Source organism: Arthrobacter sp. Y3222053 (assembly GCF_059092805.1).
In genome coordinates this window covers 369,999-394,249 of record NZ_JBNHIA010000003.1, presented here as the reverse complement: position 1 = coordinate 394,249, position 24,251 = coordinate 369,999, and the positions used below count along the sequence as shown (strand labels likewise).

The window sequence follows — 24,251 nt, the reverse complement described above, 5'->3', positions numbered from 1 at the left end:
TAGCCGGTCCGGTGGCCGGACGGCGGCATGGGGAAAGTGTAAGCGCGTGCACATCCCTCGTCCAGTTCCCCAATATGCGGTCCCCAAGCGGCAGTATCCCCTGGAACAGACAGGTGCATAATCAGCCCACTTGGCAAGGAAGGGAGCGCTCGGGCCGCCGAGTGAGACACGCCCATTTCGTTATGTAAGCGTTTGCACTAGTGGTGAGTAGTTCCCCTAGGATGCAAGGCATGCCTAGCTCTCTTGCCGCTCCCCCCGCACCGCTGCCGGGAGCCTCCCTCGTGCCCGTGCATGACGCGCGGGCCGAACGGGACCGCCACTGGTGGCGCTCCTCGGTCATCTACCAGATCTACCCCCGCTCCTTCCGCGACCTGCGCGGCGACGGCATCGGCGATCTGCCCGGCATCACGGCCGGGATTCCCGCCCTCGCTGAACTCGACGTCGACGCCGTCTGGCTCTCGCCCTTCTTCAAGTCTCCGCAGAAGGACGCCGGATACGACGTCGCCGACTACTGCGCCGTCGATCCGATCTTCGGCACCCTCGAGGACTTCGACGCCCTCACGGCCGAGGCGGGCCGGCACGGCATCCGCGTCATCGTCGACCTGGTGCCGAACCACTGCTCCGACCAGCACGCGCTCTTCCAGGCCGCCCTGGCCGCGCCGGCCGGCTCCGCCGCCCGCGAGATGTTCATCTTCCGCGACGGCCGGGGCGAGCACGGCGAGCTGCCCCCGAACAACTGGCAGTCGCACTTCGGCGGTTCCGCCTGGACCCGCGTCACCGAACCGGACGGCACGCCGGGGCAGTGGTACCTGCACCTGTTCGACTCCTCGCAGCCGGACTTCAACTGGGACAACCCCGCCGTGCATGACGAGTTCGAACGGATCCTGCGCTTCTGGCTGGACCGCGGCGTCGGCGGCTTCCGGGTGGACGTCGCGCATGCCCTGATCAAGAAGTCCGGGCTGCCGGACTGGGGCGGACGCGCCGACGGCTCCTCCAGCGAAGGCTTCCCTGGCCATGAGGCGCCGATGTTCGGCCAGGACGGCATCCACGACATCTTCCGCCGCTGGCGCAGCATCCTGAACGAGTACGACGGCGAGCGGGTGCTCTGCGCCGAGGCCACCATCGATCCGCTGGACCGGCTGGCGGACTGGGTCCGTCCAGACGAGATGCACCAGACGTTCAACTTCGCCTACCTGCACCACCCGTGGAACGCCTGGGACCTGCGCCGGATCATCGAGTCCTCCCTGCGGGCCTTCGACCGCGTGGGCGCGCCGACCACCTGGGTGCTGTCCAACCACGACGTCGTCCGGCACGTCTCCCGCTTCGGCATGACCGGCGGCCACGCCCGGCCCGGCGACGGCCTGGGCCCGGCGGATCCGCAGCCCGACTACTGGCTCGGCCTGGCCCGGGCCCGCGCCGCGACGCTGCTCATGCTGGCGCTGCCGGGCGGGGTCTACCTGTACCAGGGCGAGGAACTGGGCCTGCCGGACCACACCACGCTCGACCATGACCACCGCCAGGACCCCACCTTCCACCGCACCTCAGGGGAGCGCCTGGGCCGCGACGGCTGCCGCGTGCCGCTGCCCTGGACTGCCGATGCGCCCGCCTACGGGTTCAGCAGCTCCGGCGCCAGCTGGCTGCCCCAGCCCGGGGACTGGGCCGGCCTGGCCCGCGACCGGCAGGCGGCGGACCCGGGGTCCACGCTGAACCTCTACAAGGCCGCGCTGCGGCTCCGGCGGAAACTGGCGCTGGGGCACGGCACGCTGGCCTGGTGGCCGGAGCACGACGACGCCGGCGTCATCGCCCTGGTGAACGGCGACGTGCTGGCCGTCATGAACATGGGCGGCGGCCCCGTGCAGCTGCCCGCCGGCGAGCTGCTGCTCGGCAGCCACCCGGAAGCCGGGCGGGACGGGATGCTCCACCCGGATACCAGCGTCTGGCTTCGGCTAGCCTGACATCCGTGGAAAAACATGCCCGGGGAGCCGGCATCAAGGAGGTCGCCGCCCGCGCCGGCGTGTCGGCGGCGACCGTATCCCGGGCGCTGAGCGGCAACGGACGGGTCTCGGAGGCCACGCGCAGGAAGGTGCAGCAGGCAGCGGACGAACTGGGGTTCGTCATCTCCTACAACGCCTCCTCGCTGGCCTCCGGGCGCAGCCGCAACATCGGCATCGTCATGCCCAGCGTGGGCCGCTGGTACTTCTCGCAGGTCCTGGAGGGGGCGGCGTCGGCGCTGATCGAGGCCGGCTACGACCTGACCCTGTACAACACCAGCGACGGGCCGGGCCACCGGGAAAGCGTGCTGAAGGAGATGCTGCGGCGCAAGCGGCTCGACGCCGTCATCACCGTGGCGCTGCGGCTCACCGAGGAGGAGCTCGGCCAGCTGCGGGCCGTGGACAAGCCGATCGTGGCGATCGGCGGCCCGCTGCCGGAGACCCCCACGGTCCGGGTGGATGAGTTCAGCATCTCCGCCCTGGCCACCCGGCACCTGATCTCCCTGGGGCACCGGCGCATCGCCCACATCGGCGGCGGCGAAGAGCTGGAGCGTGATTTCCGGATGGGCAGCACCCGGCAGGACGGCTACCTGCACGCGATGGCCGAAGCGGGAATCGAGGTGCAGCCGCAGTGGCTGGCAAGCTCGGAGTTCAGCGTGGCCGGAGGACGGACCGCGGCGAAGCGGCTGCTCGCCGATCCGGACACCCGGGTGACCGGGATCTTCTGCGCGGCGGATGAAATCGCCGTCGGGACGCTGCTGGCGGCCCGCGAGCTGGGCCTGCGCGTGCCGGAGGATCTGTCCGTGATCGGCATTGACGACCATGAGCTGGCGGAGGTCTTCGGGCTGACCACCATCGGCCAGGATCCGGCCGGTCAGGGCGCTGCGGCAGTCGCGGCGGTCCTCTCGCTGCTGCAGAACCGTGCTCCCGCCCCGGACCTGCTGCACGGTTACTATCCGACCGAGTTCGTGGTCCGCTCCAGCACCGCCGTGCCGCGGACGCCGCCGGCCGAGTCGGACGCCAACGCCTGACGCCGCCGGGGCCTCAGTCCGTGCGGCCGGCGGCCGGCTGCGGGGCGGGAATCCGGAACAGCGTCCGAGGATCCTGCAGCAGTGCCGGGCTGGCGAAGTCGCTGCGGGCGGCCTGCCCGGTGAGGAGGACCTCCCGCTCCGCGGTGTCGTTGGTCAGCCGCACCGGTCCGGCCGTTCCCAGCAGCACGACGGACGGGTCCCCGGCCAGCACCGCCACCGGATCGCCGTCGGCCATGTCCTCCAGCAGCCGCGCAAGCTGGCGGCCGCGCTTCCCGGTGACCGGCGTGCCCTTCACCGAGAGCATCGGCAACCGGATCAGCGCCCGGCCCCGCTCGGGCGGCCCCGTCCGCGCCGCCCAGATCCCCCGGGGCGGATCCTGTGGCCGGATCAGCGTGCGCGGTTCCGGCCAGACGTAGGGCAGCCCGCCGTCGGTGTCCGGAAACCGCGGGCCGTAGAAGGCCGGGTCCTTGGCGATCAGGTTGGAGCGGTGGCTGCGGTGCACCCGCTCATCGCCGACCCAGTACGGCAGGCCGACGTCTCCGGCGTCCGCCTCCGGGGCGAACTCCAGGATCTGCTCCCGGGTGGTGTCGGCATGTCCGCGGCGGATCCATTCATCCGCCATCGCCAGGCCGTAGGCGACCAGGGCGGGCACATGGCCCATCCACATCAGCGTCGCCGGATGGTTCTGCCAGCCGTAGTCCGGCACCACCAGCGCGCGCAGGATCTGCAGGGTCTCCACCCGCTGCTTGCCCAGCCGGGGCTGGTCCAGCACGGCCGCGCTGCGCCCGAAGTCGGCGTAGGGGAGGAAGGTCTGCATCCCACCAGTGTGCCAGCAGCCCCCGCCCCGCCCGCGGGCCTCAGTACCCGGCGGCCAGCTCGCCGGCCGTCACCGGGGCCGGAACCCGGTTTTCCGGCCCGGGCAGGGGACAGGCCCAGGCCGGGTCGTAGGCGCAGGAGGGGTTGTACAGGAAGTTGAAGTCCAGGATCAGCGAGCCCTCCCGCGCGCCGGCGCCCAGGAACGCGCCCTTGATCGTGTCCAGCAGGTAGCGGCCGCCGCCGTAGCTGCCGCCCTCAGCCGCCGGCCGGCCGGAGCTGCCGTCATGCAGGGGCAGGAACAGTCCACCGCCGTACGAGGCCAGGCGCCACAGCGCCAGCCGGCCGACGCCGTCCGCCGCCAGCGTGCCCAGCCGCTCGAACCGGACGGTGCCGTCGGTGCCGGTGGGGACCTCGCGCACCTGGCCCGCGCCGTCCTCGTCGGGCACCGCCTGCACCCGCAGCCACGGATCATAGGGCGCGACGGCGAGACCCCCGAAGTCCGCGCGGGCGGCGGGGGAGAGGGGCGACGCCGGATGGTCGGCGAAAAGCCGGTCCCGGCCCTCGCGCCAGATCCGGTGGGCCGCCGGCGGCGAGTCAGCAGCGGCCTCGCGCACCCGGGCGTACAGCTCGAAGACGCGCAGGCGCCAATCGGCCGTGTGAAGTGCCAAAAGCGGGGAAACCATGGAACCAGCCTAGGATGTGCTGGTGAGTGTGGGACTGCTGATCATTGTGCTGGCGGCGATTTTCCTGGGCGCCATGGCGCAGCGGATCGCGGGCCTTGGCTTTGCGCTGTTGATTTCACCGTTCTTGGTCATCATCCTGGGCGCCCACGGCGGGGTGCTGATGGTGAACGTGTGCGGAATGGTTTCCTCGCTGCTGATCCTGTTCCGGGTGCACCGGGACGTGGACTGGAGCATGTTCCGGTGGCTGGTGATTCCCGCGGTGCTGGGCAGCATCCCGGCCTCCGTGGCGGCGGTCTACCTGCCCGCCGCGCCGATGGCGGTCATCGTCGGGTCGGTCGTGCTGGCGGCCCTGTCCGTCTCGCTGCTGCTGACCCGGACCAGCGTGGTCGTCAGGGGCAACACCGCCAAGGTCGTCGCGGGTTTCACCTCGGGAGTGACCAACGCCGTCGCCGGCGTCGGCGGGCCCTCCGTCAGCGCCTATGCGCTGCTGTCGCGCTGGCCGCAGCGGCCGTTCGCCGCGACGCTGCAGCCCTTCTTCGTCTCGATCGCGGCGGTCACGCTCGCCACCAAGCTCTCGCTGGATCCCGGGCACATGCCCCCGTTCGCGCCCTGGGCCTGGGCGTTGATCATCCTGATGATCGTCGGCGGCATCTACGCCGGTGAACGGCTCCAGCGCCGGATCCGGGACGAGCAGGCCCGCGCCGCCGTGATCGTCTTTGCGTTCTTCGGCGCCGGCGCGGCCCTGATCAAGGGCATCCTGGACCTGGCGGGCTAACCGGCCGGGCGGGCGCGCCGGCGGCTGCCGCCGGCTGCCGCGGTCCCGCCGGGGAAGGCGGATGTGGACTCACGCCGGCCTCCTCAGCCGCGGGCCGGGCCGCTGGTGGCACGATAGAGGGGATGAAACTCTTTACCCGCCCCAAGGGGCCGGGCGTTCTACCCATGCCGCTGTGGCTGCAGGGCGCCTTTGAGCTTGGCCAGGCCGCCGTGATCTCCGCCCTGGTGGTCGTGCTGCCGCTGACCGGCGTCTGGTTTGCCGACGGATTCACCGACCGGGACTTCGGCTCCCTGGCCCGCCTGGCCGGGCAGGCCTGGCTGCTGATCCACGGTGTACCGCTGACCCTGACCTTCGCGCCGGGAGAAGTCGCCCCCGAGGCGGCCTCCGGCCTGCTCTCGCTGGTTCCGCTCGGCCTGACCCTGCTGCCGTTTTTCCTGGCCTGGCGGGCCGGGCGCCGCCTGGCCCGCGCCAGCTACACGGACCAGCTCTGGCAGGCGCTGCTCGGCGCGCTCGGCATCTATGCGGCGGCCGGCGGCGTCACCGCCTGGTTCTCCTCCAACGAGGAGGTCAGCATCTCGCCGGTGGCGGGGGCGCTGGTGCCCCTGCTGGCCTCCGGGCTGGGGCTGGTCATCGGCCTGCGGCGGGAAGCCGGGTCCTGGGAACGGCTCTTCGGCGTGGATGTGGCCGCCTGGGTCTCCCGCACCAGCCAGCATTCGCGGTGGGCAGGCTCCTACCTGTGGGCGGTCGTGCGTGCGGGAACCGTGGGCGCCGTTGCCGCGACAGGGCTGGCGGCGGCGTTGCTGGCCGTCTGCCTCGGCCTGCACTGGGCCGAGGTGGCAACCGTATACCAGCACCTGGACGCCGGGCTGATCGGCGGCGTCGTGCTGACGGTGGCCCAGCTGGGCCTGATGCCCAACTTCGTGGGCTGGGCGCTGGGCTGGTCCTCGGGCGCCGGGTTCGCGCTGGGCGCGGGCAGCAGCGTCAGCCCCCTGGAGACCGCCGTCGGCCCGCTGCCCGCGGTGCCGGTGCTTGCCGCGCTGCCCGGCGGAACCCTCGAATACGGGTACGCCGCACTCCTGCTTCCGGTGCTGGCCGGAGTGCTGGCGGGCTGGTGGTTCCTGCGCGAAGGCGAGAACCACTTCGATGAATGGCTGTCCATCCGCATCCATGCCCGCTGGTTCACCGCTCCGGCCTCCACCGTGGTGCTGGGGATCCTGGTGGGGCTGGTCAGCGGCCTGCTGGCGGCGGCCGTGGCCCTGGTCAGCCGCGGCTCACTGGGCATCGGGCGCTTCACCGAGCTCGGGCCGGACCCGCTGTGGACCGGGCTCCTGATCGCCGCGGAGGTCGCGGTGGGCGTGGTCATCGGGTACGCGGCCGGTCCCTGGCTGGAGCGGGAGAAGCGGTAGCCGCCTCACCGGAGCCGGCGCGGCGTCAGGCCTGCGAAGGCCTCAGGGCATGCTGACGCCGGCGGACTCGCTCAGCTCGGCGTCGCACGCCTCCTGCGCCTGCAGCGTCAGCGCGCCGGTACGGCACTGCTCCCAGGACGCGGTCAGCGGCCACGCCGCGACCATGACGGCCATCAGCAGCGTCATCATGGCGCTCATGCCCAGCAGCAGCACCGTGGTGACCGTCAGCAGCGGCCGCGACTTCAGGCGGACCAGCTTGACCAGCGTCATGACCCCGATCACGAGCGCCGCGACGCCGAGCACCAGCGGCACCAGCTTCCACGGCAGCACGAGGTTGCTGGAAAGGGCCAGGCCCAGGACCAGCAGCGTGAACAAACCGAGGTAGTTGCGGGCCTCCCGCGCCTGGTCCTCGGGAGGACGGCGAGGGGCCGAAGGGCGGGCGGGCGGGGGAGTCTGGCCGGGTGCGGTCATGGTTTAAGGGTAGGCGACGGGCTCGCCTAAGGTTGACGCATGCGCATCGTCGTCCTCGTTTCCGGCACCGGGTCCAACCTCCAGGCGGTCCTCGACGCCGTGGCGGAGGGCAGCCTGGACGTGGAGATCGCCGCGGTCGGCGCGGACCGGCACGGCACCGGAGGGGTGCAGCGGGCGGCCGACGCCGGCTGCGAAACCTTCGTGGTGAACTTCCGCGACTACGCCGACCGCGCCGAGTGGAACCGGGCGCTGACCGCACAGGTCGCCTCATACCGGCCGGACCTGGTGCTGTCCTCGGGGTTCATGCGGATAGTGGATGCGGACTTCATCGACACCTTCGCAGGCCGCTACCTGAACACCCATCCGGCACTGCTGCCCTCCTTCCCCGGCGCGCACGGCGTGCGGGACGCGCTGGCCTACGGTGTGAAGGTCACCGGCTGCACCGTGCACTGGGCCGACGCCGGGGTGGACACCGGCCCGATCATCGCGCAGGCCGCCGTCGAGGTCCGCGACGGGGACACCGAGGAAAGCCTGCACGAGCGGATCAAGGTCCAGGAGCGGCAGCTGCTGATCGAGACCCTGGCCCGGTTTGCGGCCGACGGGCTGCCGGCTGCCTGAACCGGCCGTCCCGGCCGATCCGGCCGGGAAGCTAGGCCAGCGCCGCCTCGCGGGTCTCCGGGGCACTCCGGGCCATCCACAGCACGGCCAGCAGTACCAGGGCCGCGGCCAGCGCGAATGACAGCGGCAGCCCAAGGTAGGGCCAGAGCACGGAAACGAACAGCAGCGGGCCGAACCCGGCCGCAACCCGGGAGGCCGTGGATGCCCAGCCGAACCCTGCCGCGCGCAGGTGGGTCGGATACAGCTCCGAGACATAGGTGTACAGCACCGGGATGGCCACTTGGATGACCACCCCGAAGACGACCACGCAGGCCACCACTGCCGCAGGCACGTCCGTAACCAGCCCAAGCACGATCAGCAGCCCCGCAGCGGCCGGCGCCGAAAGACTCAGCACCGGTTTCCGGCCGAATCGGTCCACGAGCAGGGCAGCCACGACCACGCCGACCAGCCCGGCGGCCGCCATGACGGAGGTGGTGAGGAACGCGGCGGACACCGCAAAGCCGGCATCCACCAGGATCTTCGGCATCCACTGGTTCGCGAGGTAGTACACCAGCAGGATGGTCATGAACAGCGCCCAGGCCACCCCGGTGACCTTCCAGTTCCAGCGCCACAGCTCGGAGAGCTGATGGCCCAGGGCCGCCGGCCCGACGCGTTCGGCGGGAGCGGCGTCGGGCATCCGCCAGGGCCGCTCTTCGGCGCCGGTGGCGCGGACCAGCCCGTCGATGACGGCGCGGGCCTCCTCCGTCCGGCCCCGCCGCACCAGGAAGAGCGGCGATTCGGGGACGGAACGGCGCACCCAGAACACCAGCAGTGCCGGCAGGACCATGATCAGCATGGTCCAGCGCCAGTCGGCGACCGTCGCCATGATCAGGGCGGAGACGGCGCCGCACAGGGCCGCACCCACCGGCCACCAGCCGTCCATCGCCGCCAGCACCCTGCCACGCTGCCGCCGGGGCGTGAATTCGCCCACCAGCGCGTAGTCCACGGGAACGCATCCGCCGAGCCCGAAGCCGGCCAGGAATCGGAAGACGCAGAACCAGGCGATGTCCGGGGCGAAAGCGCCGGCCACGGTGAAGACTGAAAACACGAGCAGGGTTGCCGAAAAGGCCGCCTTCCGGCCGATCAGGTCCGCGATCGAGCCCCACACGAAGGCGCCGATCGCCATGCCCAGCAGGTTGGCGGTGCCGATCCAGGCCGCCTGGGCCGGGGCCAGGTCCCAGTGGTCCGAGAGCAGCGGAATCAGCACGCCGTTGAGCGTCACGTCCCACGCGTCAAACATGAAGCCGAGGCCGCCGATGAGGAAGATGCGGCCCTGGACACGCCAGCGCCAGGGCAGGTCCTGCACCACCTGGTCGCCGGTGGGCAGGAGCTGGGATGTCGTCATGGACAGCTTTCCGGAAGGAGGAAGGAAGAAGCAGGACGGCAGTACTCTACCGGCCGACGGCCGGATGATTCGGTACGATTGCGACCCTCCGGCGAGGTTCTGTTACCAGCGGCCTGCAGCCCGCCGCCGGCCCCGGCATAGACTGGCCCCAGGCCCGCCCGGCCCCGATCCGAGGCGCCGGAGGGTCCGTATCGCCGAACCCCATCATCTGGAGTGCCTTCGTGAACAACGCCCCCCTTGACCGTGTTCCCATCCGCCGGGCCCTGATTTCGGTCTATGACAAGACGGGGCTCACCGAGCTCGCCACGGGCCTGGCCGCCGCCGGCGTCAGCATCGTCTCCACCGGTTCCACCGCGAAGCAGATTGCGGCGGCAGGCGTCGCGGTCACCGAGGTCGCCGAAGTGACCGGCTTTGAGGAATGCCTGGACGGGCGGGTCAAGACGCTGCATCCGCGGGTGCACGCCGGCATCCTGGCCGACCGCCGCCGCGCCGACCATGTAGAGCAGCTCGAGGCGCTGGGCATCGAGGCCTTCGACCTGGTGGTGGTGAACCTGTATCCGTTCGTGGAGACCGTGGCCTCGGGCGCCGGCCAGGACGAGGTCGTGGAACAGATCGACATCGGCGGCCCCTCGATGGTGCGCGCCGCCGCCAAGAACCACCCCTCCGTCGCGGTCGTGGTCGACCCGGCCCGCTACGGCGACGTCGTGGCCGCCGCGGCCGAAGGCGGCTTCACGCTGGGCCAGCGCCGCCGCCTCGCCGCCGACGCGTTCGCCCACACCGCCGCCTACGACACCGCCGTCGCGACCTGGACCGCCGAGCAGTTCGGCGGCGACGGCGCCTGGCCGCCCTATGCCGGCCTGGCGCTGGAGCGCTCCGAGGTGCTGCGCTACGGCGAGAACCCGCACCAGGACGCCGCCCTCTACGTGGACAAGGCCGCTGCGCAGGGCATCGCGCAGGCCGACCAGCTGCACGGCAAGGCCATGTCCTACAACAACTACGTCGACGCCGACGCCGCGCTGCGCGCCGCCTTCGACTTTGACGAGCCGGCCGTGGCCATCATCAAGCACGCCAACCCGTGCGGGGTCGCCGTCGCGACTACCGGCGCGGCCGACCCCATTGCCGACGCACACCGGAAGGCCCACGCCTGCGATCCGGTCTCGGCCTTCGGCGGGGTGATCGCCGCCAACCGCACCGTCACCGCCGGCATGGCCGAGTCCGTCAAGGACATCTTCACCGAAGTGGTCATCGCCCCGGACTTCGAACCGGAAGCGGTGCAGATCCTCTCGGCCAGGAAGAACATCCGCCTGCTCGCCCTGCCCGAGGGATACGGGAAGATCGACGCCGAGCTGCGCCAGGTCTCCGGCGGCATGCTCGTGCAGAAGCGTGACGCGCTGCAGGCCGAGGGCGATGACCCGGCGAACTGGACCCTGGCCAGCGGGCCGGCCGCCGACGACGCCGAACTGGCGGACCTCGCGTTCGCCTGGCGCGCGGTGCGCGCCGCCAAGTCCAACGCCATCCTGCTGGCCCGCGACGGTGCATCGGTGGGCGTGGGCATGGGCCAGGTCAACCGGGTGGATTCCTGCCGCCTTGCCGTGGAGCGGGCCAACACGCTCGGGCCCGACGGCGCGGACCGCGCCCGCGGCTCGGTGGCGGCGTCGGACGCCTTCTTCCCCTTCGCCGACGGACTGCAGATCCTGATCGACGCCGGCGTGCGCGCCGTCGTCCAGCCGGGCGGGTCGGTGCGGGACCATGAGGTCATCGACGCTGCTCAGGCCGCCGGCATCACCATGTACTTCACCGGCGCCCGGCACTTCTTCCACTAAGCAGTTCGGCGGGGCGGGCCGAGGGCCCGCCCCGCCGGCCGCCGCAGTCCGGCGCCGCAATGGCGTTCCGCCGGCGACCCGGTTTAGGGGCGCAAACGTGCGCTGTGGCATAGTTGAGGCAGAAACCAGACCAAGAATGGACGGGCTCCGTCATGCCAAAAGTCATGTCCGGGGCCCACGAATCACACTAGGAGTTTGTGTGGCTGAGAAGATCAAGGTCGTAGGCTCCGTCGTCGAGCTCGACGGCGATGAGATGACCCGCATCATTTGGCAGTTCATCAAGGACCGCCTGATCAACCCCTACCTGGATGTCGACCTGAAGTACTACGACCTCTCCATCCAGAACCGCGACGCGACCAACGACCAGGTCACCATCGACGCCGCGAACGCCATCAAGGAACACGGCGTGGGCGTCAAGTGCGCCACCATCACCCCTGACGAGGCACGCGTCGAGGAATTCGGCCTGAAGAAGATGTGGGTGTCCCCGAACGGGACCATCCGCAACATCCTGGGCGGCGTGGTCTTCCGCGAGCCGATCATCATCTCCAACATCCCGCGTCTGGTTCCGGGCTGGAACAAGCCGATCATCATCGGCCGCCACGCACACGGCGACCAGTACAAGGCCACCAACTTCAAGGTTCCCGGCGCCGGCACCCTGACGCTGACCTACACCCCCGCCGACGGCGGCGAGGAGATCAAGCAGCAGGTTGTCACCTACCCCGAAGAGGGCGGCGTGGCGATGGGCATGTACAACTTCAACGAGTCCATCAAGGACTTCGCCCGCGCTTCCTTCGCCTACGGCCTGCAGCGCAACTACCCGGTGTACCTCTCCACCAAGAACACGATCCTGAAGGCCTACGACGGCCAGTTCAAGGACCTGTTCCAGGAGGTCTTCGACAACGAGTTCAAGGACCAGTTCGAAGCCGCCGGCCTCACCTACGAGCACCGCCTGATCGACGACATGGTCGCTTCGGCCATGAAGTGGGAAGGCGGCTACGTCTGGGCCTGCAAGAACTACGACGGCGACGTCCAGTCCGACACCGTGGCCCAGGGCTTCGGCTCGCTCGGCCTGATGACCTCCGTGCTGATGACCCCGGACGGCAAGACCGTCGAGGCTGAAGCGGCCCACGGTACGGTGACCCGCCACTACCGCCAGCACCAGCAGGGCAAGCCCACCTCCACCAACCCGATCGCCTCGATCTTCGCGTGGACCCGTGGCCTGATGCACCGCGGCAAGCTGGACAACACCCCCGAGGTCATCAACTTCGCCGAGACCCTGGAAGACGTCGTCGTCAAGACCGTCGAGTCCGGCAAGATGACCAAGGACCTGGCCCTGCTCGTGGGCAAGGACCAGGAATGGCTCACCACCGAGGACTTCCTCGCCGCACTGGACGAGAACCTCAAGGCCCGCCTGGGCTAGATCCGACCGGATCAGTGCAACCGCGTTCGGCGCGGCCCCGCGGAAGGGGCCGCGCCGAACGGCGTTAACGCGCCCGTAACAAAGTCGCAGGCCCCCGGGTGCGGTGCCAGCATATGGGGATGCCAACGAACCAGCCTGCGGAGACCGCCCGCCGCGCCGAGGAACGCAGCGCCCGGGTGGCCGTCACGCTCTTCCCCCTGCTCATCCTGGCCGGAGGAGCGGTGGCCCTGTTCTTTCCGGATCCCTTCACAGGGCTGTCCCCGTTCATCAACCCGGGCCTGATGCTCATCATGTTCGGCATGGGCCTGACCCTGACCCTGCCGGACTTCGGGCTCGTGGTCCGCCAGCCCCTTCCCGTGCTCCTCGGAGTGCTGGCTCAGTACCTGATCATGCCCCTGCTCGGCTGGGCGATCTCCGCCGCCCTGGGACTGCCGCCGGCCCTGGCCGCCGGGGTCATTCTCGTCGGCTGCGCGCCGGGCGGCACCGCCTCCAACGTCGTGACCTACCTGGCCCGCGGCAACGTCGCCCTGTCAGTGGCCATGACGAGCGTCTCCACGCTGCTGGCCCCGCTGTTCACCCCGCTGCTCACTCTCTGGCTGGCCGGACAGTACCTGCCCGTGGATCCGGCGTCCATGGCGCTGTCGATCGTGCAGATCGTGCTGGTCCCGGTGGTCCTGGGGCTGGCCGTGCGGGCACTCCTGCCGCGGCTGGTGGACCGCGTCCTGCCCGCCCTGCCCTGGGTCTCGGTGGCAGCGATCACCTTCGTGGTGATCGCCGTCGTCGCCGGCAGCGCCGAGGCGATCTTCAGCGCCGGCCTGCTGATCCTGCTGGCCGTGGTGCTGCACAACGCGTTGGGCTATGCGCTCGGCTACGGCGCGGCCAAGGCCTTCCGGCTGCCGGTGCCGTCCCGCCGCACCATGGCGGTGGAGGTGGGCATGCAGAACTCGGGGCTGGCAGCCGGGCTGGCCAAGACCTACTTCGCCCCCGAGGCCGCGCTGCCGGGCGCGGTGTTCTCCGTCTGGCACAACGTCTCCGGCGCCCTGATGGCCGCCATCTGGCGACGCAGCGGCGCCGCCGCCCGGGTGGAGGAACCCGCTCCGCGCTGACCCCGGCGGCCGGACACGGCAGGGAGCCGGGGAAAGCATGTGCCTTCGCCCCGGCTCCCTGCCGTGATCACTGCATCAGCGTGTCAATGCGCCGATTTCCGGCCTCAGCTGCCCGACCCCGGGGTTCCGGCTGAGCCATGGCCGCCGGAGCCGCCTTCGGAGCCCCCGCCCATGGACCCGGATCCGCCGGAGGACATGCCGCTGCCCGAGGAGGAGCTGCTGCTGACCGACGCCGGTTCGCTGGTGGCCGAGCCGGAAATCGTCTCGCCGTCCTTGTAGGACGCCGAGACCTCGATCTTCCGCGGCTTGGCGCGCTCTGATACCGGGATGTGCACGCTCAGCACGCCGTTTTCGTAACGTGCGGAGATGTTGTCGATATCGATGCCCTGGCCGAGGTTCAGCTGCCGCAGGAAGGTGCCGGATTCCCGCTCGCGGGTCAGCCAGGTCGCGCCGTCAGGCACATTGATGGTCCGCTCGGCGCGGATCGTCAGCAGCTGCCCGTCCACGTCGACGTCCACGGAGCCGGGGTCGATGCCGGGCAAATCGGCGTTGAGAATGTAGTGGTCGCCCTGCCGGTACAGGTCTATGGGCATCAGCCGCAGCCGCTGGCGGGGATCCAGGAGGGCGCCCGCCATCCGGTCGAGTTCCCGGAACGGATCGAATTTCATGGCCATTGTCATCAACTCCTTGTTCACACCGCCCGCCGGTCGGGCCGGTGGTAGTTCTTAGCGCTGCAGAAGGGTCGATAACTTGAGTCCGAAGGGCTCAAGATGGCAATAACGTTAGCACTCGGGTGTGTAGAGTGCCAGACTCCGCGCCAAAAACGCCCGGCGCCGGAACGGAAATCATGCCGCGGGCCACAGATGGACCGGATCGTTGCTGTGCATGAGCTCCCGATAGCGCCGGGTCATCTCCGCCAGGGCGTCGGGGCGGTCCATTCCCTCCGCCTCCAGGGCCAGGACCGTCTCGGACTGCCACGCGGCGCCGTTGCGCTCGGTGCGGGCCCGTTCGCGGAGCACGTTCAGGTACCGGTCCACCAGGGCGTCGTCCACGCCGAGTTCGCGCAGCCCGCGCTCCGCCTCGGGTAGCAGGTGACGGAGGATCAGTTCCGCCACCGGGATCTCTCCGATGCCCGGCCAGTACACCGACGCCGCCAGTCCGCGCCGGGCGCAGGCCAGGAAGTTCTCGGTGGCGGTCTTGAATGCCATGCGCGTCCACAGGGGTCGCTCCGAGGTTCGCATCACCTGCATCAGCCCGTAGAAGAAGGCCGCATTCGCCACCACGTCCAGGACCGTCGGCCCGGCCGGCAGCACCCGGTTCTCCAGCCGGAGGTTCGGCACCCGGCCCCCCGGGTCGTAGATCGGCCGGTTCCAGCGGTACACGGTTCCGTTGTGCAGCCTCAGTTCCGGCAGCAGGGGAGCCCCCGCCTCCGTGTGGACGCCGGAGTTGTCTGAGAGCTCGGGCAGGAGGGCGGGAAAATAGCGGACGTTTTCCTCGAACAGGTCGAAGATCGAGGTGATCCACCGTTCGCCGAACCAGACCCGGGGGCGGACGCCCTGATTGCGCATCTCCGGAGGGCGGGTGTCGATGGCCTGCTTGAACAGCTCGATGCGCGTCTCCTGCCAGAGCAGGCGCTCCAGGAAAACCGGAGAGTTGGCGGCCAGCGCCACTTGGGGAGCGGCGATCACCTGAGCCGCGTTCCATGCCGGTGCGAACTCCTCCGGCCGCAGCTCCAGGTGCAGCTGGACCGAGGTGCAGGCAGCCTCGGGCGCGATGCTCGCGGCATAGAAGGACAGGGTTTCCGGTCCGGTCAGGTTCAGCAGCACGTCCTCGCCGCGGGCCTGGAGCACGGAGGTGTTGAGGGCGGCGTAGCGGTGGCCGCTGCTGAGCCATTCATCCGTCGTGAGGATTTCAGGCCTGAGGGTAGGCAGGATGCCCACCATCAGGATCCCCGTCTCCAGGCCCGACGCCTGCTCCTCGGCCCGGTTCAGCTGACTCCGCAGGCTGTCCTCGAGGCGCTGCAGTCCGTCACCGGCGATCCCGAGGGCCGGGTGGTTCATCTCGATGTTGAAGGCGCCGATCTCCGTCTGGAAGGCGGGATCGGCGATACGGTCCAGGACGGCGTCGTTGCGCATGGCGGGGGAGCCGTCCTTGTTGATGAGGTTCAGCTCCAGCTCAAGCCCGATGCAGGCCGAATCCGCGAACTCTGCCGTGCCCAGGAACCTGGCAAAGCGGTCGAGGTTCTCCAACAGCCGCTGCCGGTACCGGGTCCGCTGCTCACGGCTGAATTCCCTGCTGTTGACTTCCGCGCCCATGGATGAAGATAACCACGGCGGATAGGGGATGTATAGCGTTCCGGGAACCGGAAATACACCGTCGCGTTCCGGTCAACACCCGCCCCGCGAGGAGCAGCGCAGACCGCTTGGAGGGCCAGGGATCAAGGGGAGCGAGTTGCCCGGATGATCATAAGTGTGCTTATGATCATCCCACCGGAACATCGGAATCCCAGATGCAGTCGTTTGACGAGAAAGGGCGAAGATGACAGAGAACGCCAATCCCGGCCAGGGAAGCCACGCAGCGGCACCGCTGCCGGCAGATACCACTGATGGCGCCGAAGGCCAGTCCCGCACCGAAGCCGTGAAGCAGCAGGCCGACGCCGCGAAGGCGCAGGCCGGCGACGTCGCCCAGCACGCTGCGGACAGCGCCCAGCAGGTTGCCTCCACCGCCAAGGAACAGGCGGCGGAAGTCGCCTCCGAGGTGAAGACCAACGCCAGGGACCTATATGACCAGGCCCGCGCGGACCTGACCGAGCAGGCCGGCGCCCAGCAGCAGAAGGTGGCCGAGGGCCTGCGTTCGGTGGCCGACGAGCTGCAGAGCATGGCGCGCTCGTCCGACCAGCCCGGCGTCGCCGCGGACCTGGTCCGCCAGGTCGCCGACCGCACCTCCTCCGCAGCCTCATGGCTGGACGGCAGGGACCCCGGCTCCCTTGTCAGCGAGGTCAAGGACTTCGCCCGACGCCGCCCGGGAGCCTTCCTCGCCCTCGCCGCCGGAGCCGGGCTGCTCGCCGGACGCCTGACGAAGAGCCTGAGCGCCGGGGCCCCCGGCTCAGGCACCGCGCAGCCGTCGGCTCCGACTGCCTCCATTCCGGCTGCGCCCGCCGTTCCCCCCGCCGCCGCACCGGCCACGCCGGCGGCACCGCCGGGCCCGGCGGTGCCGCCGGCTCCCGCACCGGCAGCCAGCGCCGGTCCGGCCGGCGCTGCGCCCGTGCCGCCCGCTCCCGTTCCCCCCGCCGACGGGACTCATGGGTTCCCCGAGACCCCGTCGCCGCAGCACCGGGTGCCCGAGGACCTGCTCCCGCCGACGCAGCCCGGTGACCGCGGCCCCGTTGACCCCTACGCAGGCGGTCGTCACTCATGAGTTCGGAAGTACCTCCCACCGCCGCCCAGCAGAAGGCGGACACAACCTCCCTGGGTGACCTGTTGGGCCAGGTCAGCCAGGACATGTCCACCCTGATGCGCCAGGAGCTGGAACTGGCGAAAGCCGAGCTGAAGCAGACCACCGGCCGCGCCGGCAAGGGAGCGGGCCTGCTGACCGGCGCCGCGGTTGCCGGCTGGTTTGTCCTGCTGTTCCTCTCCGTCGCCCTGTGGTGGGCGCTTGGGCTCTGGCTGGGCCTGGGCTGGTCCGCCGTGATCGTGGCCGTCATTTGGGCCGTCGTCGCGGCCGTTCTCGCCGCCCGCGGGCGGACGGAACTCAAGGCTGTCCGCGGCATGCCCCAGACCCAGCAGACACTCCAGGAGATTCCCCCGACCCTCAAGCCGAACGAGGAGACACCATGAGCGAAAACCCGGATGCCATCCGTGCCGAGATCGAAGCGACCCGACGCCGGCTCGGAACCAATGTGGACGCCGTCGCGGACAAGGTCACCCCGTCCAACGTGGTGAACCGCCAGAAGGACAAGGTGAGGGACGCCGTATTCGGCGCGAAGGACAAGGTCATGGGAAAGGCGTCAGACATGAGTGATTCGGTGCAGGGCCAGGCCGCCAGCGCCCAGGACAGCCTGTCCCAGGCCTCCGACGCCGTCACCGGTGCCCCGCGGAGGGCAGCGGACAAGGCCCAGGGCAACCCCCTGGCCGCCGGACTGATCGCCTTCGGCGCCGGACTGCTGGCCGCGTCCCTGATTCCGGCAAGCGAGAAGGAGCGCGAGGCGGCCGACAACCTGAAGACGGCCGCGGAGCCCATGACCGGCCAGCTCGCCGACGCCGCCCGGGAAGTGGCCGAGGGCCTGAAGGAACCGGCCCAGGAAGCCGTGGAGAACGTGAAGGAAACGGCAGCGGGCGCCGCGGACACTGTCCGCGGCGAAGGACAGGCCGCGGCGTCCGACGTACGTGACCACGCGGCCGGCGCCGCCGACGACGTCCGCGGCTCCTAGCGCGACGCCCAACGGACCCACGACAGGAGGCAGCATGACGGAACGGAACGAACACACCGAAGAGCCTGCAGCCGGCGGCTCTGAGGCCGCGGCGGCTGAGACGGCAGCGGGAGCGTCAGGCAGCGCCGGCGCCGGCGCGCCGGCCGGCGCGGCGGACACCTCCGGTGCCGACAGCGGCGACGCGGAGCCCACCATCGACAATTTCGCGGAAATCTCGGGGCCGGACCGGCGGACCGAAGAGGATAAGCTCCCGCCGGTTCCCGGAGCCGACGGCGGTGCCACGGAGCCCCATCCAGGCGGCAGCCCCGTCTAGGAGACGGACTCCATCACGAGGGACGACGGCGGGGCCGCAGCTTTGGCTGCGGCCTCGCCGCTCTGTCTGCCACCGGTCAGGCGCTGCGCGCCGGCAGGGCCTCGTCGTTGGGATACCGGACCCCGAGGTCGGCGCGCACGGCGTCGAACAGCTGCAGGGTCCGCACGGATTCCGACCAGGGCATGGTGGGGCTTTCCAGCAGCCCGTCCTGGACGCAGCGGGTCACCTCGCGGACCTCGTAGGTGTAGCCGTTGCCGACCTGCGGGAAGCGCTCCACCCGTTCGCTTCCGCCGTGCGGGGCGACGGTGAGCTCCACCGGGTTGTGCAGCGGCGCGCCGGTCCGCAGCCACCCGGCGCTGCCGCTGATCGTGGCCGTCCTCGGACCCGATGCCGCCAGGGACGACATGAGCTGCGCGATGGCGCCGGAGGCGTATCGGAAGGTGAGGGCGTTCTGCACGTCCACCCCGTCCTGGTTCAGGACGCCGACGGCGCCGACTTCGTCGGGGAAGCCCAGGGCACCGACGGCGAGGGTCAGCGGGTAGACGGTCAGGTCCAGCAGGGCGCCGCCGCCGGCCGCCGGATTCCACAGCCGGCTGGCCGGATCATAGGGTGCGGGGAAACCCAGGTCCGCCTGCACCCAGCGGATCTCGCCCAATTCTCCGGAGGCAATGATTTCCCAGATCCGGTTGATGCAGGGAAGGAACCGTGTCCAGGCGGCCTCCATGAGGAAGACCTGCCGCGCTTCGGCCAGGGCGACCAGGTCCTCGGCCTCCCGAGCGTTGATGGTCAGCGACTTTTCACAGAGCACGTGCTTGCCGGCCTCGATGGCCTCACGCGCGATCTCGTAATGCTGGCCGTGCGGCGCCGCGATGTAGACGACGTCCACGTCCGGGTCCTCGAAGAGCCGTGAGTAGCCCTTCCCCTCGGGGCCGTCATAATAGGCGCGGGCGAAACCAAAGCGTTCGGCGAACTCCTCGGCATTTGCACGGCTGCGCGAGCTCACCGCCTGCAGGACGGCGTCCTCCAGGCGTGCAATGTCCTCAGTGACCCGGCCGGCGATCCCGCCGGTGGCGACCACGCCCCATCGCAGGGTCCGGCCGGTGGCTTGGACGGGACTTGGGGCTCCCGGCAGGACACAGGGAGGGGTGGGGATGCGTGTTTGCGCGTACATCGTCGTTGACTTCGCTTTCTCCTGGACACCGGCTTCACTCATTGTGCGCCCCGTCGGCCGGGCCGCCTACCGTCCGGGGTGTTTCCCGCCCTTGGGACGCTGCCGCCGGTCAGCGCGCAGCGGGGGAGCCGGGCGCGGCCACGGCCTCGCGGTGGGCCGCCGCGGTCTCGACGTAGTGTTCCGCGCTCCGGGTCAGGGCGGCGGCCTCGGCCTCGGTCAGCTCCCGCCGGACCTTGGCGGGCACGCCCGCAACCAGCGAGCCGGGCGGCACGACCGTGCCTTCCAGGACCAGGGCCCCGGCGGCAACCAGCGACCCGGCGCCGATGTGCGCGCCGTTCATGACCGTTGCGCTCATGCCGATCAGGCAGCCGTCCTCCACCGTGCAGCCGTGCACGACGGCGCCGTGGCCCACGGTGACCCCGTTGCCCAGCGTGGCCGGAAACTCGGGGTCGGCGTGCACCACCACGTTGTCCTGCAGGTTGGTGTCTGCGCCGATGCGGATGGGCGCGCTGTCGCCGCGCACGCTGGCGCCGTAGAACGCACTGGACCGCGGCCCCATGGCCACATCGCCGATCAGCGAGGCGGTGGGGGCCAGGAACACGGAGGGATCGACGTCGGGCGTGTGCCCGCGGAGGGAAATGATGTGAGCCATGCCATAGACCCTACCCGGCGTTCTGCCGCGTGGAGCCGCAGGCGGGTGCCCCGGAGGATCGGGTCAGTTGAAGACGATGGTGCGGCGTCCGTCCAGCAGGACGCGGTGCTCGGCGTGCCACTGCACGGCCTTGGACAGGGTGCGGCCCTCCACGCCGCTGCCGATGGCCACCAGCTGCGACGTGGTGCGGGCATGGTCCACCCGGACCACTTCCTGTTCGATGATCGGGCCCTCGTCCAGGTCGCTGGTCACGTAATGCGCGGTGGCGCCGATGAGCTTCACCCCGCGGGCATGGGCCTGGTGGTAGGGGCGCGCGCCCTTGAAGGAGGGCAGGAAGGAATGGTGGATGTTGATGGCGCGCCCCGCCAGGTCCCGGCACAGCCCGTCGCTCAGGATCTGCATGTAGCGGGCCAGCACCACCAGCTCAATGTCGAGCTCCGCCATCAGCGCGCGGAGGCGGTCCTCGGCGTCGGCCTTGGAGTCGGCGGTCACCGGCACGTGGTGGAAGGGGACGCCGTAGAAGTCCGCCATGCCCTCCAGGTCCCGGTGGTTGGAGACGATGGCCGGGACCTCGATGGGGAGGTTCCCGGCGCGCTGCTGGAACAGCAGGTCGTTGAGGCAGTGCCCGGCCTTGGAAGCCATGATCAGCGTGCGCACCGGCACCCCGGCGCGGTGCAGCTGCCAGTCCATGCCGAAGCGGCCGGCCACCTCGGCCAGGGCCGAGTGCACGACGTCGCGCCCGGACCCGGAGGTGAAGGCCACCCGCATGAAGAAGGAGCCGGTTTCGGGGGATCCGTACTGCTGCGATTCGGTGATGTTTCCGCCGGCCGAGGCCAGGGCGCCGGCGACGGCGGCGACGATGCCGGGCCGGTCCGCGCAGGACAAGGTCAGCGTGTAGGCGCCGGAGTCGGCGGAAACGGCGGAAGCAGGGGGAAGCACGGGATCACTCACCCGACAAGGTTACCGTCAGGCACGGGAGCTGGCTTAGGCTGGCGCCATGGACGTAACTTTCGTGCAGCTCTCCGACAAGGACGAGGAAGAGCTGGTGAAGTTCCTGACCACCAACAGCTTTCCGTTCCACCGCAACGCCGCGCCCTCCGAGGCCCTGGTGCGGCAGCTGCTGCTGGAAGGCCGCTTCGAATCCGACGCCGTCCGCACCTTCTGGCTCATTGGAGACAACCACCGCATGGGCCTGGTGATCCTGGAGGACCTGGACGGGCCCCGCCCGGCGTTCGACCTGAGGCTGGTCGAGGAGTTCCGCGGGCACGGCTACGGCGTGCCGGTCGCCAAGGCGCTCGCCGGCCATGTCTTCACCACCTATCCGCAGACGCAGCGACTGGCCGGGCGCACCCGGGCGGACAACATCGCCATGCGCCTGACCCTGCTGCGCGCCGGGTTCGTCAAGGAATCCCACCACCGCCAGGCCTGGGAGCTGGAGGACGGGCAGGCGCTCGACGCCGTGACCTACGTCCTGCTGCGCTCCGACTGGGAGGCGGGAACCGTCACCCGCTTCCCGTGGGAGGACCTCGAGGAGCCGTCCGCGCCGAGCTGAGCGACGGCGGCCAGCGCCGCTGCGCGTCCCGCCCGGGTCGCCCCCAGGGTCGATGCGGACTCCCCGTAGCCGACCAGCAGCAGCCGCGGCTCGCGGGCGGCCTGGGCGCCGTCCATCCGGATCCCGCCGCCCGGTTCACGCAGGTGCAGCGGGGCCAGGTGCTCCAGTGCGGCGCGGAAGCCTGTCGCCCACAGCACCGCGTCCACCGGCTCCACCGACCCGTCGGCGAACTCCGCGGCATCCTCGTGCAGGCGGCGCAGCGGTCCGCGGGAGACCAGGACGCCGGCTTCGATGCCGGCCCGGTACTGCTCCGTCAGCGGCAGGCCGGTCACGGACACCACGCTCTGCGGCGGCAGCCCGGCCCGGGTGCGCTCCCGGACCTTCGACTCGACCTCCCGGCCCCACTCGGCGTCGAACGGGCTGCGGGTGAACTGCGGCGGGCGGCGGGTGGACCACAGGGTGCGGGCACCGGCGGCATCGAGCTGCAGCAGGAACTGCACCGCGGAGGTTCCCGCTCCGACCACCAGCACCCGCCGGCCGGCGAATTCCCCGGCGGAGCGGAAGTCGTGGGTGTGCAGCTGCCGGCCGGTGAAGGCCTCCCGGCCCGGATACCAGGGCCAGTATGGCCGGTCCCATGTGCCGGTGGCGTTGATGACCGTCCGCGCCCGCCAGTGCCGGCCGTCGGCGGCCGAGACCAGCAGCCCGGCGTCGCCGTCGCGGCGGACCGAATCAACCCGCACCGGACGGATCACCGGCAGCTCGAACTGCTGCTCGTACCGTCCGTAGTAGCGGGCGACGACGGCGGACGCCGGCTCGGCCGGGTCCGCAGGGCCCAGCGGCAGCCCGGGCAGGTCGTGCAGCCGGTGGGCGGCGCCGAGGGTGAGTGAGTCCCAGCGGTGGCGCCAGGCCCCGCCAGGGCCCTCGCTGGCGTCCAGCACCGTGAAGCCGCACCCCGGGTCGAGTCCGCGCCGCCGCAGATGCCATGCCGCGCTCAGTCCCGCCTGCCCCGCACCGATGACCACGACGTCGACTGCCGCTGCCGAACCCGTTAGCTCCATGACAGATGGAACAGGCTGCCTGTGACGGCTATTCCTGCGGCAGCGCCGGAAGGCAGGCTAGGATGGGATGGCCGCGACTGGCGTCGGGTGGGTCACCACCGGGAAGCGGCAAAGCTCAAGACCAACCACGGATCGCACGCCTGGGCCGAGGGTCACGCAGTCATCTTCTGGTCATGCCCCGCAGGCGGCCGTGCCTGGCAGGTAGCCTGACCTTGTCAATACCACCCCCGGGAGAACAACTCGTGAGACTTTCAACCCAGCCGGTCACCAATGCTCCGCTGTCGGAGATTGACCCGGAGATCGCCGCCGTCCTCAACGACGAACTGGCCCGCCAGCGCAACACCCTCGAAATGATCGCGTCGGAGAACTTCGCTCCGCGCGCCGTCCTCGAGGCGCAGGGCTCGGTCCTGACCAACAAGTACGCCGAGGGTTATCCGGGGCGGCGCTACTACGGCGGGTGCGAGCATGTGGACGTGGCCGAGAACCTGGCCATCGACCGGGCGAAGTCACTGTTCGGCGCCGAGTTCGCCAACGTCCAGCCGCACTCCGGCGCGCAGGCCAACGCCGCCGCGCTCGCCGCGATGATCAAGCCCGGCGACAAGATGATGGGCCTGTCCCTGGCCCACGGCGGCCACCTGACCCACGGCATGAAGCTGAACTTCTCCGGCAAGCTCTATGAAGTAGCCGCGTACGGCGTCGAAGAGGACACGCACCGGATCGACATGGACCGGGTCCGCGAGCAGGCCCTGGCCGAGAAGCCGCAGGTCATCGTCGCCGGCTGGTCCGCCTACCCGCGGCAGCTGGACTTCGAGGCGTTCCGCTCGATCGCCGACGAGGTCGGCGCCTTCTTCTGGACCGACATGGCCCACTTTGCCGGCCTGGTGGCCGCCGGCCTGCACCCGAACCCGGTGCCGCACGCCGACGTCGTGACCTCCACCGTCCACAAGACCCTGGCCGGACCGCGGTCGGGCCTGATCCTGGCGAAGCAGGACTACGCGAAGAAGCTGAACTCGGCCGTGTTCCCCGGCCAGCAGGGCGGTCCGCTGATGCACGTGATCGCCGCGAAGGCCGTGGCCTTCAAGGTCGCCGCGGGCGAGGAGTTCCGCGAGCGGCAGGAACGTGTGCTCGAGGGCGCCCGGATCATTGCCGAGCGCCTCAACGCCGCCGACGTCGCCGAGCACGGCGTCTCGGTCCTCACCGGCGGCACCGACGTGCACCTGGTCCTGGTGGACCTGCGCAACGCCGCCCTGGACGGCAAGCAGGCCGAAGACCTGCTGCACGAGGTCGGCATCACCGTGAACCGCAACGCGGTGCCGTTCGATCCGCGCCCGCCGATGGTCACCTCCGGCCTGCGCATCGGCACCCCGGCCCTGGCCACCCGCGGATTCGGCGCAGCCGAGTTCTCCGAGGTCGCCGAGATCCTGGCCGCCGCCCTGAAGCCCGGGGCCGACGTCGACGCGCTGCGGGCCCGGGTGGGCGTGCTGGCCGAGAACTTCCCGCTCTACCCCGGCCAGGAAGAGTGGTAGGCCGTGGAAAAGGGCTCCAACATGGA

General features: G+C 70.6%; 24 protein-coding genes and 1 riboswitch. Of the genes, 14 read left to right on the top strand and 10 right to left on the bottom strand.

What is annotated here, in order from left to right; translation table 11 throughout:
- Nucleotides 1–230 precede the first annotated feature (230 nt).
- Both AC5RUW_RS09860 and AC5RUW_RS09855 read left to right on the top strand, forming a co-directional pair.
- Nucleotides 231–1,955, top strand: coding sequence for a glycoside hydrolase family 13 protein (locus tag AC5RUW_RS09860; RefSeq protein WP_494160522.1), 1,725 nt, complete (start codon nt 231–233; stop codon nt 1,953–1,955).
- A gap of 5 nt (nt 1,956–1,960) precedes the next feature.
- Nucleotides 1,961–3,022, top strand: coding sequence for a LacI family DNA-binding transcriptional regulator (locus tag AC5RUW_RS09855; RefSeq protein ID WP_494160521.1), 1,062 nt, complete (start codon nt 1,961–1,963; stop codon nt 3,020–3,022).
- 13 nt (nt 3,023–3,035) lie between these two features.
- Here AC5RUW_RS09855 and AC5RUW_RS09850 read toward each other — a convergent pair whose 3' ends face one another.
- Together AC5RUW_RS09850 and AC5RUW_RS09845 are read right to left on the bottom strand one after the other, a co-directional pair.
- Complete coding sequence (locus AC5RUW_RS09850) at nt 3,036–3,839, bottom strand: MSMEG_6728 family protein (RefSeq protein ID WP_494160520.1); 804 nt, start codon at nt 3,837–3,839, stop codon at nt 3,036–3,038.
- A 40-nt stretch (nt 3,840–3,879) separates the two neighbouring features.
- The gene (locus tag AC5RUW_RS09845) at nt 3,880–4,521 is read right to left on the bottom strand and encodes a DUF1684 domain-containing protein (RefSeq protein ID WP_494160519.1); all 642 of its coding nucleotides are present in this window, start codon (nt 4,519–4,521) and stop codon (nt 3,880–3,882) included.
- Nucleotides 4,522–4,543: 22 nt separating this feature from the next.
- Here AC5RUW_RS09845 and AC5RUW_RS09840 point away from each other — a divergent pair, with 22 nt between their 5' ends.
- Together AC5RUW_RS09840 and AC5RUW_RS09835 are read left to right on the top strand one after the other, a co-directional pair.
- A complete protein-coding gene (locus AC5RUW_RS09840; RefSeq protein WP_494160518.1) occupies nt 4,544–5,296 on the top strand; it encodes a TSUP family transporter in 753 nt (250 codons plus the stop codon).
- Nucleotides 5,297–5,418: 122 nt separating this feature from the next.
- Nucleotides 5,419–6,702 (top strand): cell division protein PerM, encoded by a 1,284-nt coding sequence (locus tag AC5RUW_RS09835; protein WP_494160517.1) that lies wholly within the window; start codon nt 5,419–5,421, stop codon nt 6,700–6,702.
- Between the two features lie 42 nt (nt 6,703–6,744).
- On the opposite strand, the gene AC5RUW_RS09830 is transcribed toward AC5RUW_RS09835, so the two are convergent.
- Complete coding sequence (locus tag AC5RUW_RS09830; RefSeq protein WP_494160516.1) at nt 6,745–7,173, bottom strand: hypothetical protein; 429 nt, start codon at nt 7,171–7,173, stop codon at nt 6,745–6,747.
- Nucleotides 7,174–7,212: 39 nt separating this feature from the next.
- On the opposite strand from AC5RUW_RS09830, the gene purN reads away from it, so the two are divergent.
- Nucleotides 7,213–7,791, top strand: coding sequence for a phosphoribosylglycinamide formyltransferase (gene purN / locus AC5RUW_RS09825; protein WP_494160515.1), 579 nt, complete (start codon nt 7,213–7,215; stop codon nt 7,789–7,791).
- A gap of 31 nt (nt 7,792–7,822) precedes the next feature.
- Here purN and AC5RUW_RS09820 read toward each other — a convergent pair whose 3' ends face one another.
- Nucleotides 7,823–9,175, bottom strand: a complete 1,353-nt coding sequence (locus AC5RUW_RS09820; protein ID WP_494160514.1) for an MFS transporter — start codon at nt 9,173–9,175, stop codon at nt 7,823–7,825.
- Between the two features lie 221 nt (nt 9,176–9,396).
- On the opposite strand from AC5RUW_RS09820, the gene purH reads away from it, so the two are divergent.
- The 3 genes from purH (at nt 9,397) to AC5RUW_RS09805 (ending at nt 13,524) form a co-directional block, all read left to right on the top strand.
- Nucleotides 9,397–10,998 carry a bifunctional phosphoribosylaminoimidazolecarboxamide formyltransferase/IMP cyclohydrolase gene (gene purH / locus AC5RUW_RS09815; protein WP_494160513.1) on the top strand — a complete coding sequence of 534 codons (1,602 nt, stop codon included), beginning with the start codon at nt 9,397–9,399 and terminating at the stop codon, nt 10,996–10,998.
- A gap of 199 nt (nt 10,999–11,197) precedes the next feature.
- A complete protein-coding gene (locus AC5RUW_RS09810; RefSeq protein ID WP_494007741.1) occupies nt 11,198–12,418 on the top strand; it encodes an NADP-dependent isocitrate dehydrogenase in 1,221 nt (406 codons plus the stop codon).
- Between the two features lie 119 nt (nt 12,419–12,537).
- Nucleotides 12,538–13,524 (top strand): bile acid:sodium symporter family protein, encoded by a 987-nt coding sequence (locus tag AC5RUW_RS09805; protein ID WP_494160512.1) that lies wholly within the window; start codon nt 12,538–12,540, stop codon nt 13,522–13,524.
- Between the two features lie 104 nt (nt 13,525–13,628).
- Here the strand turns inward: AC5RUW_RS09805 and AC5RUW_RS09800 are convergent, their stop codons facing one another.
- Both AC5RUW_RS09800 and AC5RUW_RS09795 read right to left on the bottom strand, forming a co-directional pair.
- On the bottom strand, nt 13,629–14,198 hold the full coding sequence (locus AC5RUW_RS09800; protein ID WP_494160511.1) for an Hsp20/alpha crystallin family protein: 570 nt from the start codon (nt 14,196–14,198) through the stop codon (nt 13,629–13,631).
- Nucleotides 14,199–14,369: 171 nt separating this feature from the next.
- A complete protein-coding gene (locus AC5RUW_RS09795) occupies nt 14,370–15,839 on the bottom strand; it encodes a glutamate-cysteine ligase family protein (protein ID WP_494160510.1) in 1,470 nt (489 codons plus the stop codon).
- A 223-nt stretch (nt 15,840–16,062) separates the two neighbouring features.
- On the opposite strand from AC5RUW_RS09795, the gene AC5RUW_RS09790 reads away from it, so the two are divergent.
- Genes AC5RUW_RS09790 through AC5RUW_RS09775 form a run of 4 tightly spaced genes read left to right on the top strand, consistent with a single transcriptional unit; the run spans nt 16,063 to nt 18,266 of the window.
- Nucleotides 16,063–16,941: a hypothetical protein gene (locus AC5RUW_RS09790; protein ID WP_494160509.1), complete on the top strand. Its 879-nt coding sequence runs from the start codon at nt 16,063–16,065 to the stop codon at nt 16,939–16,941.
- Nucleotides 16,938–17,360 carry a phage holin family protein gene (locus AC5RUW_RS09785; RefSeq protein ID WP_494160508.1) on the top strand — a complete coding sequence of 141 codons (423 nt, stop codon included), beginning with the start codon at nt 16,938–16,940 and terminating at the stop codon, nt 17,358–17,360. The genes AC5RUW_RS09790 and AC5RUW_RS09785 overlap by 4 nt, the downstream gene beginning before the upstream one ends.
- On the top strand, nt 17,357–17,953 hold the full coding sequence (locus AC5RUW_RS09780; RefSeq protein ID WP_494160507.1) for a DUF3618 domain-containing protein: 597 nt from the start codon (nt 17,357–17,359) through the stop codon (nt 17,951–17,953). The genes AC5RUW_RS09785 and AC5RUW_RS09780 overlap by 4 nt, the downstream gene beginning before the upstream one ends.
- Nucleotides 17,954–17,987: 34 nt before the next feature.
- On the top strand, nt 17,988–18,266 hold the full coding sequence (locus AC5RUW_RS09775) for a hypothetical protein (RefSeq protein ID WP_494160506.1): 279 nt from the start codon (nt 17,988–17,990) through the stop codon (nt 18,264–18,266).
- A gap of 76 nt (nt 18,267–18,342) precedes the next feature.
- Here AC5RUW_RS09775 and AC5RUW_RS09770 read toward each other — a convergent pair whose 3' ends face one another.
- The 3 genes from AC5RUW_RS09770 to purU all read right to left on the bottom strand — a co-directional run bounded on the left by AC5RUW_RS09770 (nt 18,343) and on the right by purU (nt 21,040).
- Nucleotides 18,343–19,437, bottom strand: a complete 1,095-nt coding sequence (locus tag AC5RUW_RS09770; RefSeq protein ID WP_494160505.1) for a Gfo/Idh/MocA family protein — start codon at nt 19,435–19,437, stop codon at nt 18,343–18,345.
- Nucleotides 19,438–19,546: 109 nt separating this feature from the next.
- A complete protein-coding gene (locus tag AC5RUW_RS09765) occupies nt 19,547–20,089 on the bottom strand; it encodes a gamma carbonic anhydrase family protein (RefSeq protein ID WP_494160504.1) in 543 nt (180 codons plus the stop codon).
- A gap of 63 nt (nt 20,090–20,152) precedes the next feature.
- Nucleotides 20,153–21,040 carry a formyltetrahydrofolate deformylase gene (gene purU, locus AC5RUW_RS09760; RefSeq protein WP_494160503.1) on the bottom strand — a complete coding sequence of 296 codons (888 nt, stop codon included), beginning with the start codon at nt 21,038–21,040 and terminating at the stop codon, nt 20,153–20,155.
- A 46-nt stretch (nt 21,041–21,086) separates the two neighbouring features.
- Between purU and AC5RUW_RS09755 the strand changes: the two genes are divergently transcribed.
- Nucleotides 21,087–21,641, top strand: coding sequence for a GNAT family N-acetyltransferase (locus AC5RUW_RS09755; RefSeq protein ID WP_494007730.1), 555 nt, complete (start codon nt 21,087–21,089; stop codon nt 21,639–21,641).
- Here the strand turns inward: AC5RUW_RS09755 and AC5RUW_RS09750 are convergent.
- Complete coding sequence (locus tag AC5RUW_RS09750; RefSeq protein WP_494160502.1) at nt 21,554–22,699, bottom strand: FAD-dependent oxidoreductase; 1,146 nt, start codon at nt 22,697–22,699, stop codon at nt 21,554–21,556. The genes AC5RUW_RS09755 and AC5RUW_RS09750 overlap by 88 nt on opposite strands.
- A gap of 63 nt (nt 22,700–22,762) precedes the next feature.
- Nucleotides 22,763–22,852: riboswitch (ZMP/ZTP riboswitch) on the top strand.
- An 89-nt stretch (nt 22,853–22,941) separates the two neighbouring features.
- Here AC5RUW_RS09750 and glyA point away from each other — a divergent pair.
- Nucleotides 22,942–24,225 carry a serine hydroxymethyltransferase gene (gene glyA, locus AC5RUW_RS09745; protein WP_494007728.1) on the top strand — a complete coding sequence of 428 codons (1,284 nt, stop codon included), beginning with the start codon at nt 22,942–22,944 and terminating at the stop codon, nt 24,223–24,225.
- Nucleotides 24,226–24,251: the final 26 nt, after the last annotated feature.

What these genes read in the sequence shown, in the direction of transcription:
- AC5RUW_RS09860 (WP_494160522.1), top strand. Translation starts at nt 231, where the DNA reads ATGCCTAGCTCTCTTGCCGCTCCCCCCGCACCGCTGCCGGGAGCCTCC.
- AC5RUW_RS09850 (WP_494160520.1), bottom strand. Translation starts at nt 3,839, where the DNA reads ATGCAGACCTTCCTCCCCTACGCCGACTTCGGGCGCAGCGCGGCCGTG.
- AC5RUW_RS09845 (WP_494160519.1), bottom strand. Translation starts at nt 4,521, where the DNA reads ATGGTTTCCCCGCTTTTGGCACTTCACACGGCCGATTGGCGCCTGCGC.
- AC5RUW_RS09835 (WP_494160517.1), top strand. Translation starts at nt 5,419, where the DNA reads ATGAAACTCTTTACCCGCCCCAAGGGGCCGGGCGTTCTACCCATGCCG.
- AC5RUW_RS09830 (WP_494160516.1), bottom strand. Translation starts at nt 7,173, where the DNA reads ATGACCGCACCCGGCCAGACTCCCCCGCCCGCCCGCCCTTCGGCCCCT.
- purN (WP_494160515.1), top strand. Translation starts at nt 7,213, where the DNA reads ATGCGCATCGTCGTCCTCGTTTCCGGCACCGGGTCCAACCTCCAGGCG.
- AC5RUW_RS09820 (WP_494160514.1), bottom strand. Translation starts at nt 9,175, where the DNA reads ATGACGACATCCCAGCTCCTGCCCACCGGCGACCAGGTGGTGCAGGAC.
- AC5RUW_RS09805 (WP_494160512.1), top strand. Translation starts at nt 12,538, where the DNA reads ATGCCAACGAACCAGCCTGCGGAGACCGCCCGCCGCGCCGAGGAACGC.
- AC5RUW_RS09800 (WP_494160511.1), bottom strand. Translation starts at nt 14,198, where the DNA reads ATGGCCATGAAATTCGATCCGTTCCGGGAACTCGACCGGATGGCGGGC.
- AC5RUW_RS09795 (WP_494160510.1), bottom strand. Translation starts at nt 15,839, where the DNA reads ATGGGCGCGGAAGTCAACAGCAGGGAATTCAGCCGTGAGCAGCGGACC.
- AC5RUW_RS09790 (WP_494160509.1), top strand. Translation starts at nt 16,063, where the DNA reads ATGACAGAGAACGCCAATCCCGGCCAGGGAAGCCACGCAGCGGCACCG.
- AC5RUW_RS09785 (WP_494160508.1), top strand. Translation starts at nt 16,938, where the DNA reads ATGAGTTCGGAAGTACCTCCCACCGCCGCCCAGCAGAAGGCGGACACA.
- AC5RUW_RS09780 (WP_494160507.1), top strand. Translation starts at nt 17,357, where the DNA reads ATGAGCGAAAACCCGGATGCCATCCGTGCCGAGATCGAAGCGACCCGA.
- AC5RUW_RS09775 (WP_494160506.1), top strand. Translation starts at nt 17,988, where the DNA reads ATGACGGAACGGAACGAACACACCGAAGAGCCTGCAGCCGGCGGCTCT.
- AC5RUW_RS09770 (WP_494160505.1), bottom strand. Translation starts at nt 19,437, where the DNA reads ATGTACGCGCAAACACGCATCCCCACCCCTCCCTGTGTCCTGCCGGGA.
- AC5RUW_RS09765 (WP_494160504.1), bottom strand. Translation starts at nt 20,089, where the DNA reads ATGGCTCACATCATTTCCCTCCGCGGGCACACGCCCGACGTCGATCCC.
- AC5RUW_RS09755 (WP_494007730.1), top strand. Translation starts at nt 21,087, where the DNA reads ATGGACGTAACTTTCGTGCAGCTCTCCGACAAGGACGAGGAAGAGCTG.
- AC5RUW_RS09750 (WP_494160502.1), bottom strand. Translation starts at nt 22,699, where the DNA reads ATGGAGCTAACGGGTTCGGCAGCGGCAGTCGACGTCGTGGTCATCGGT.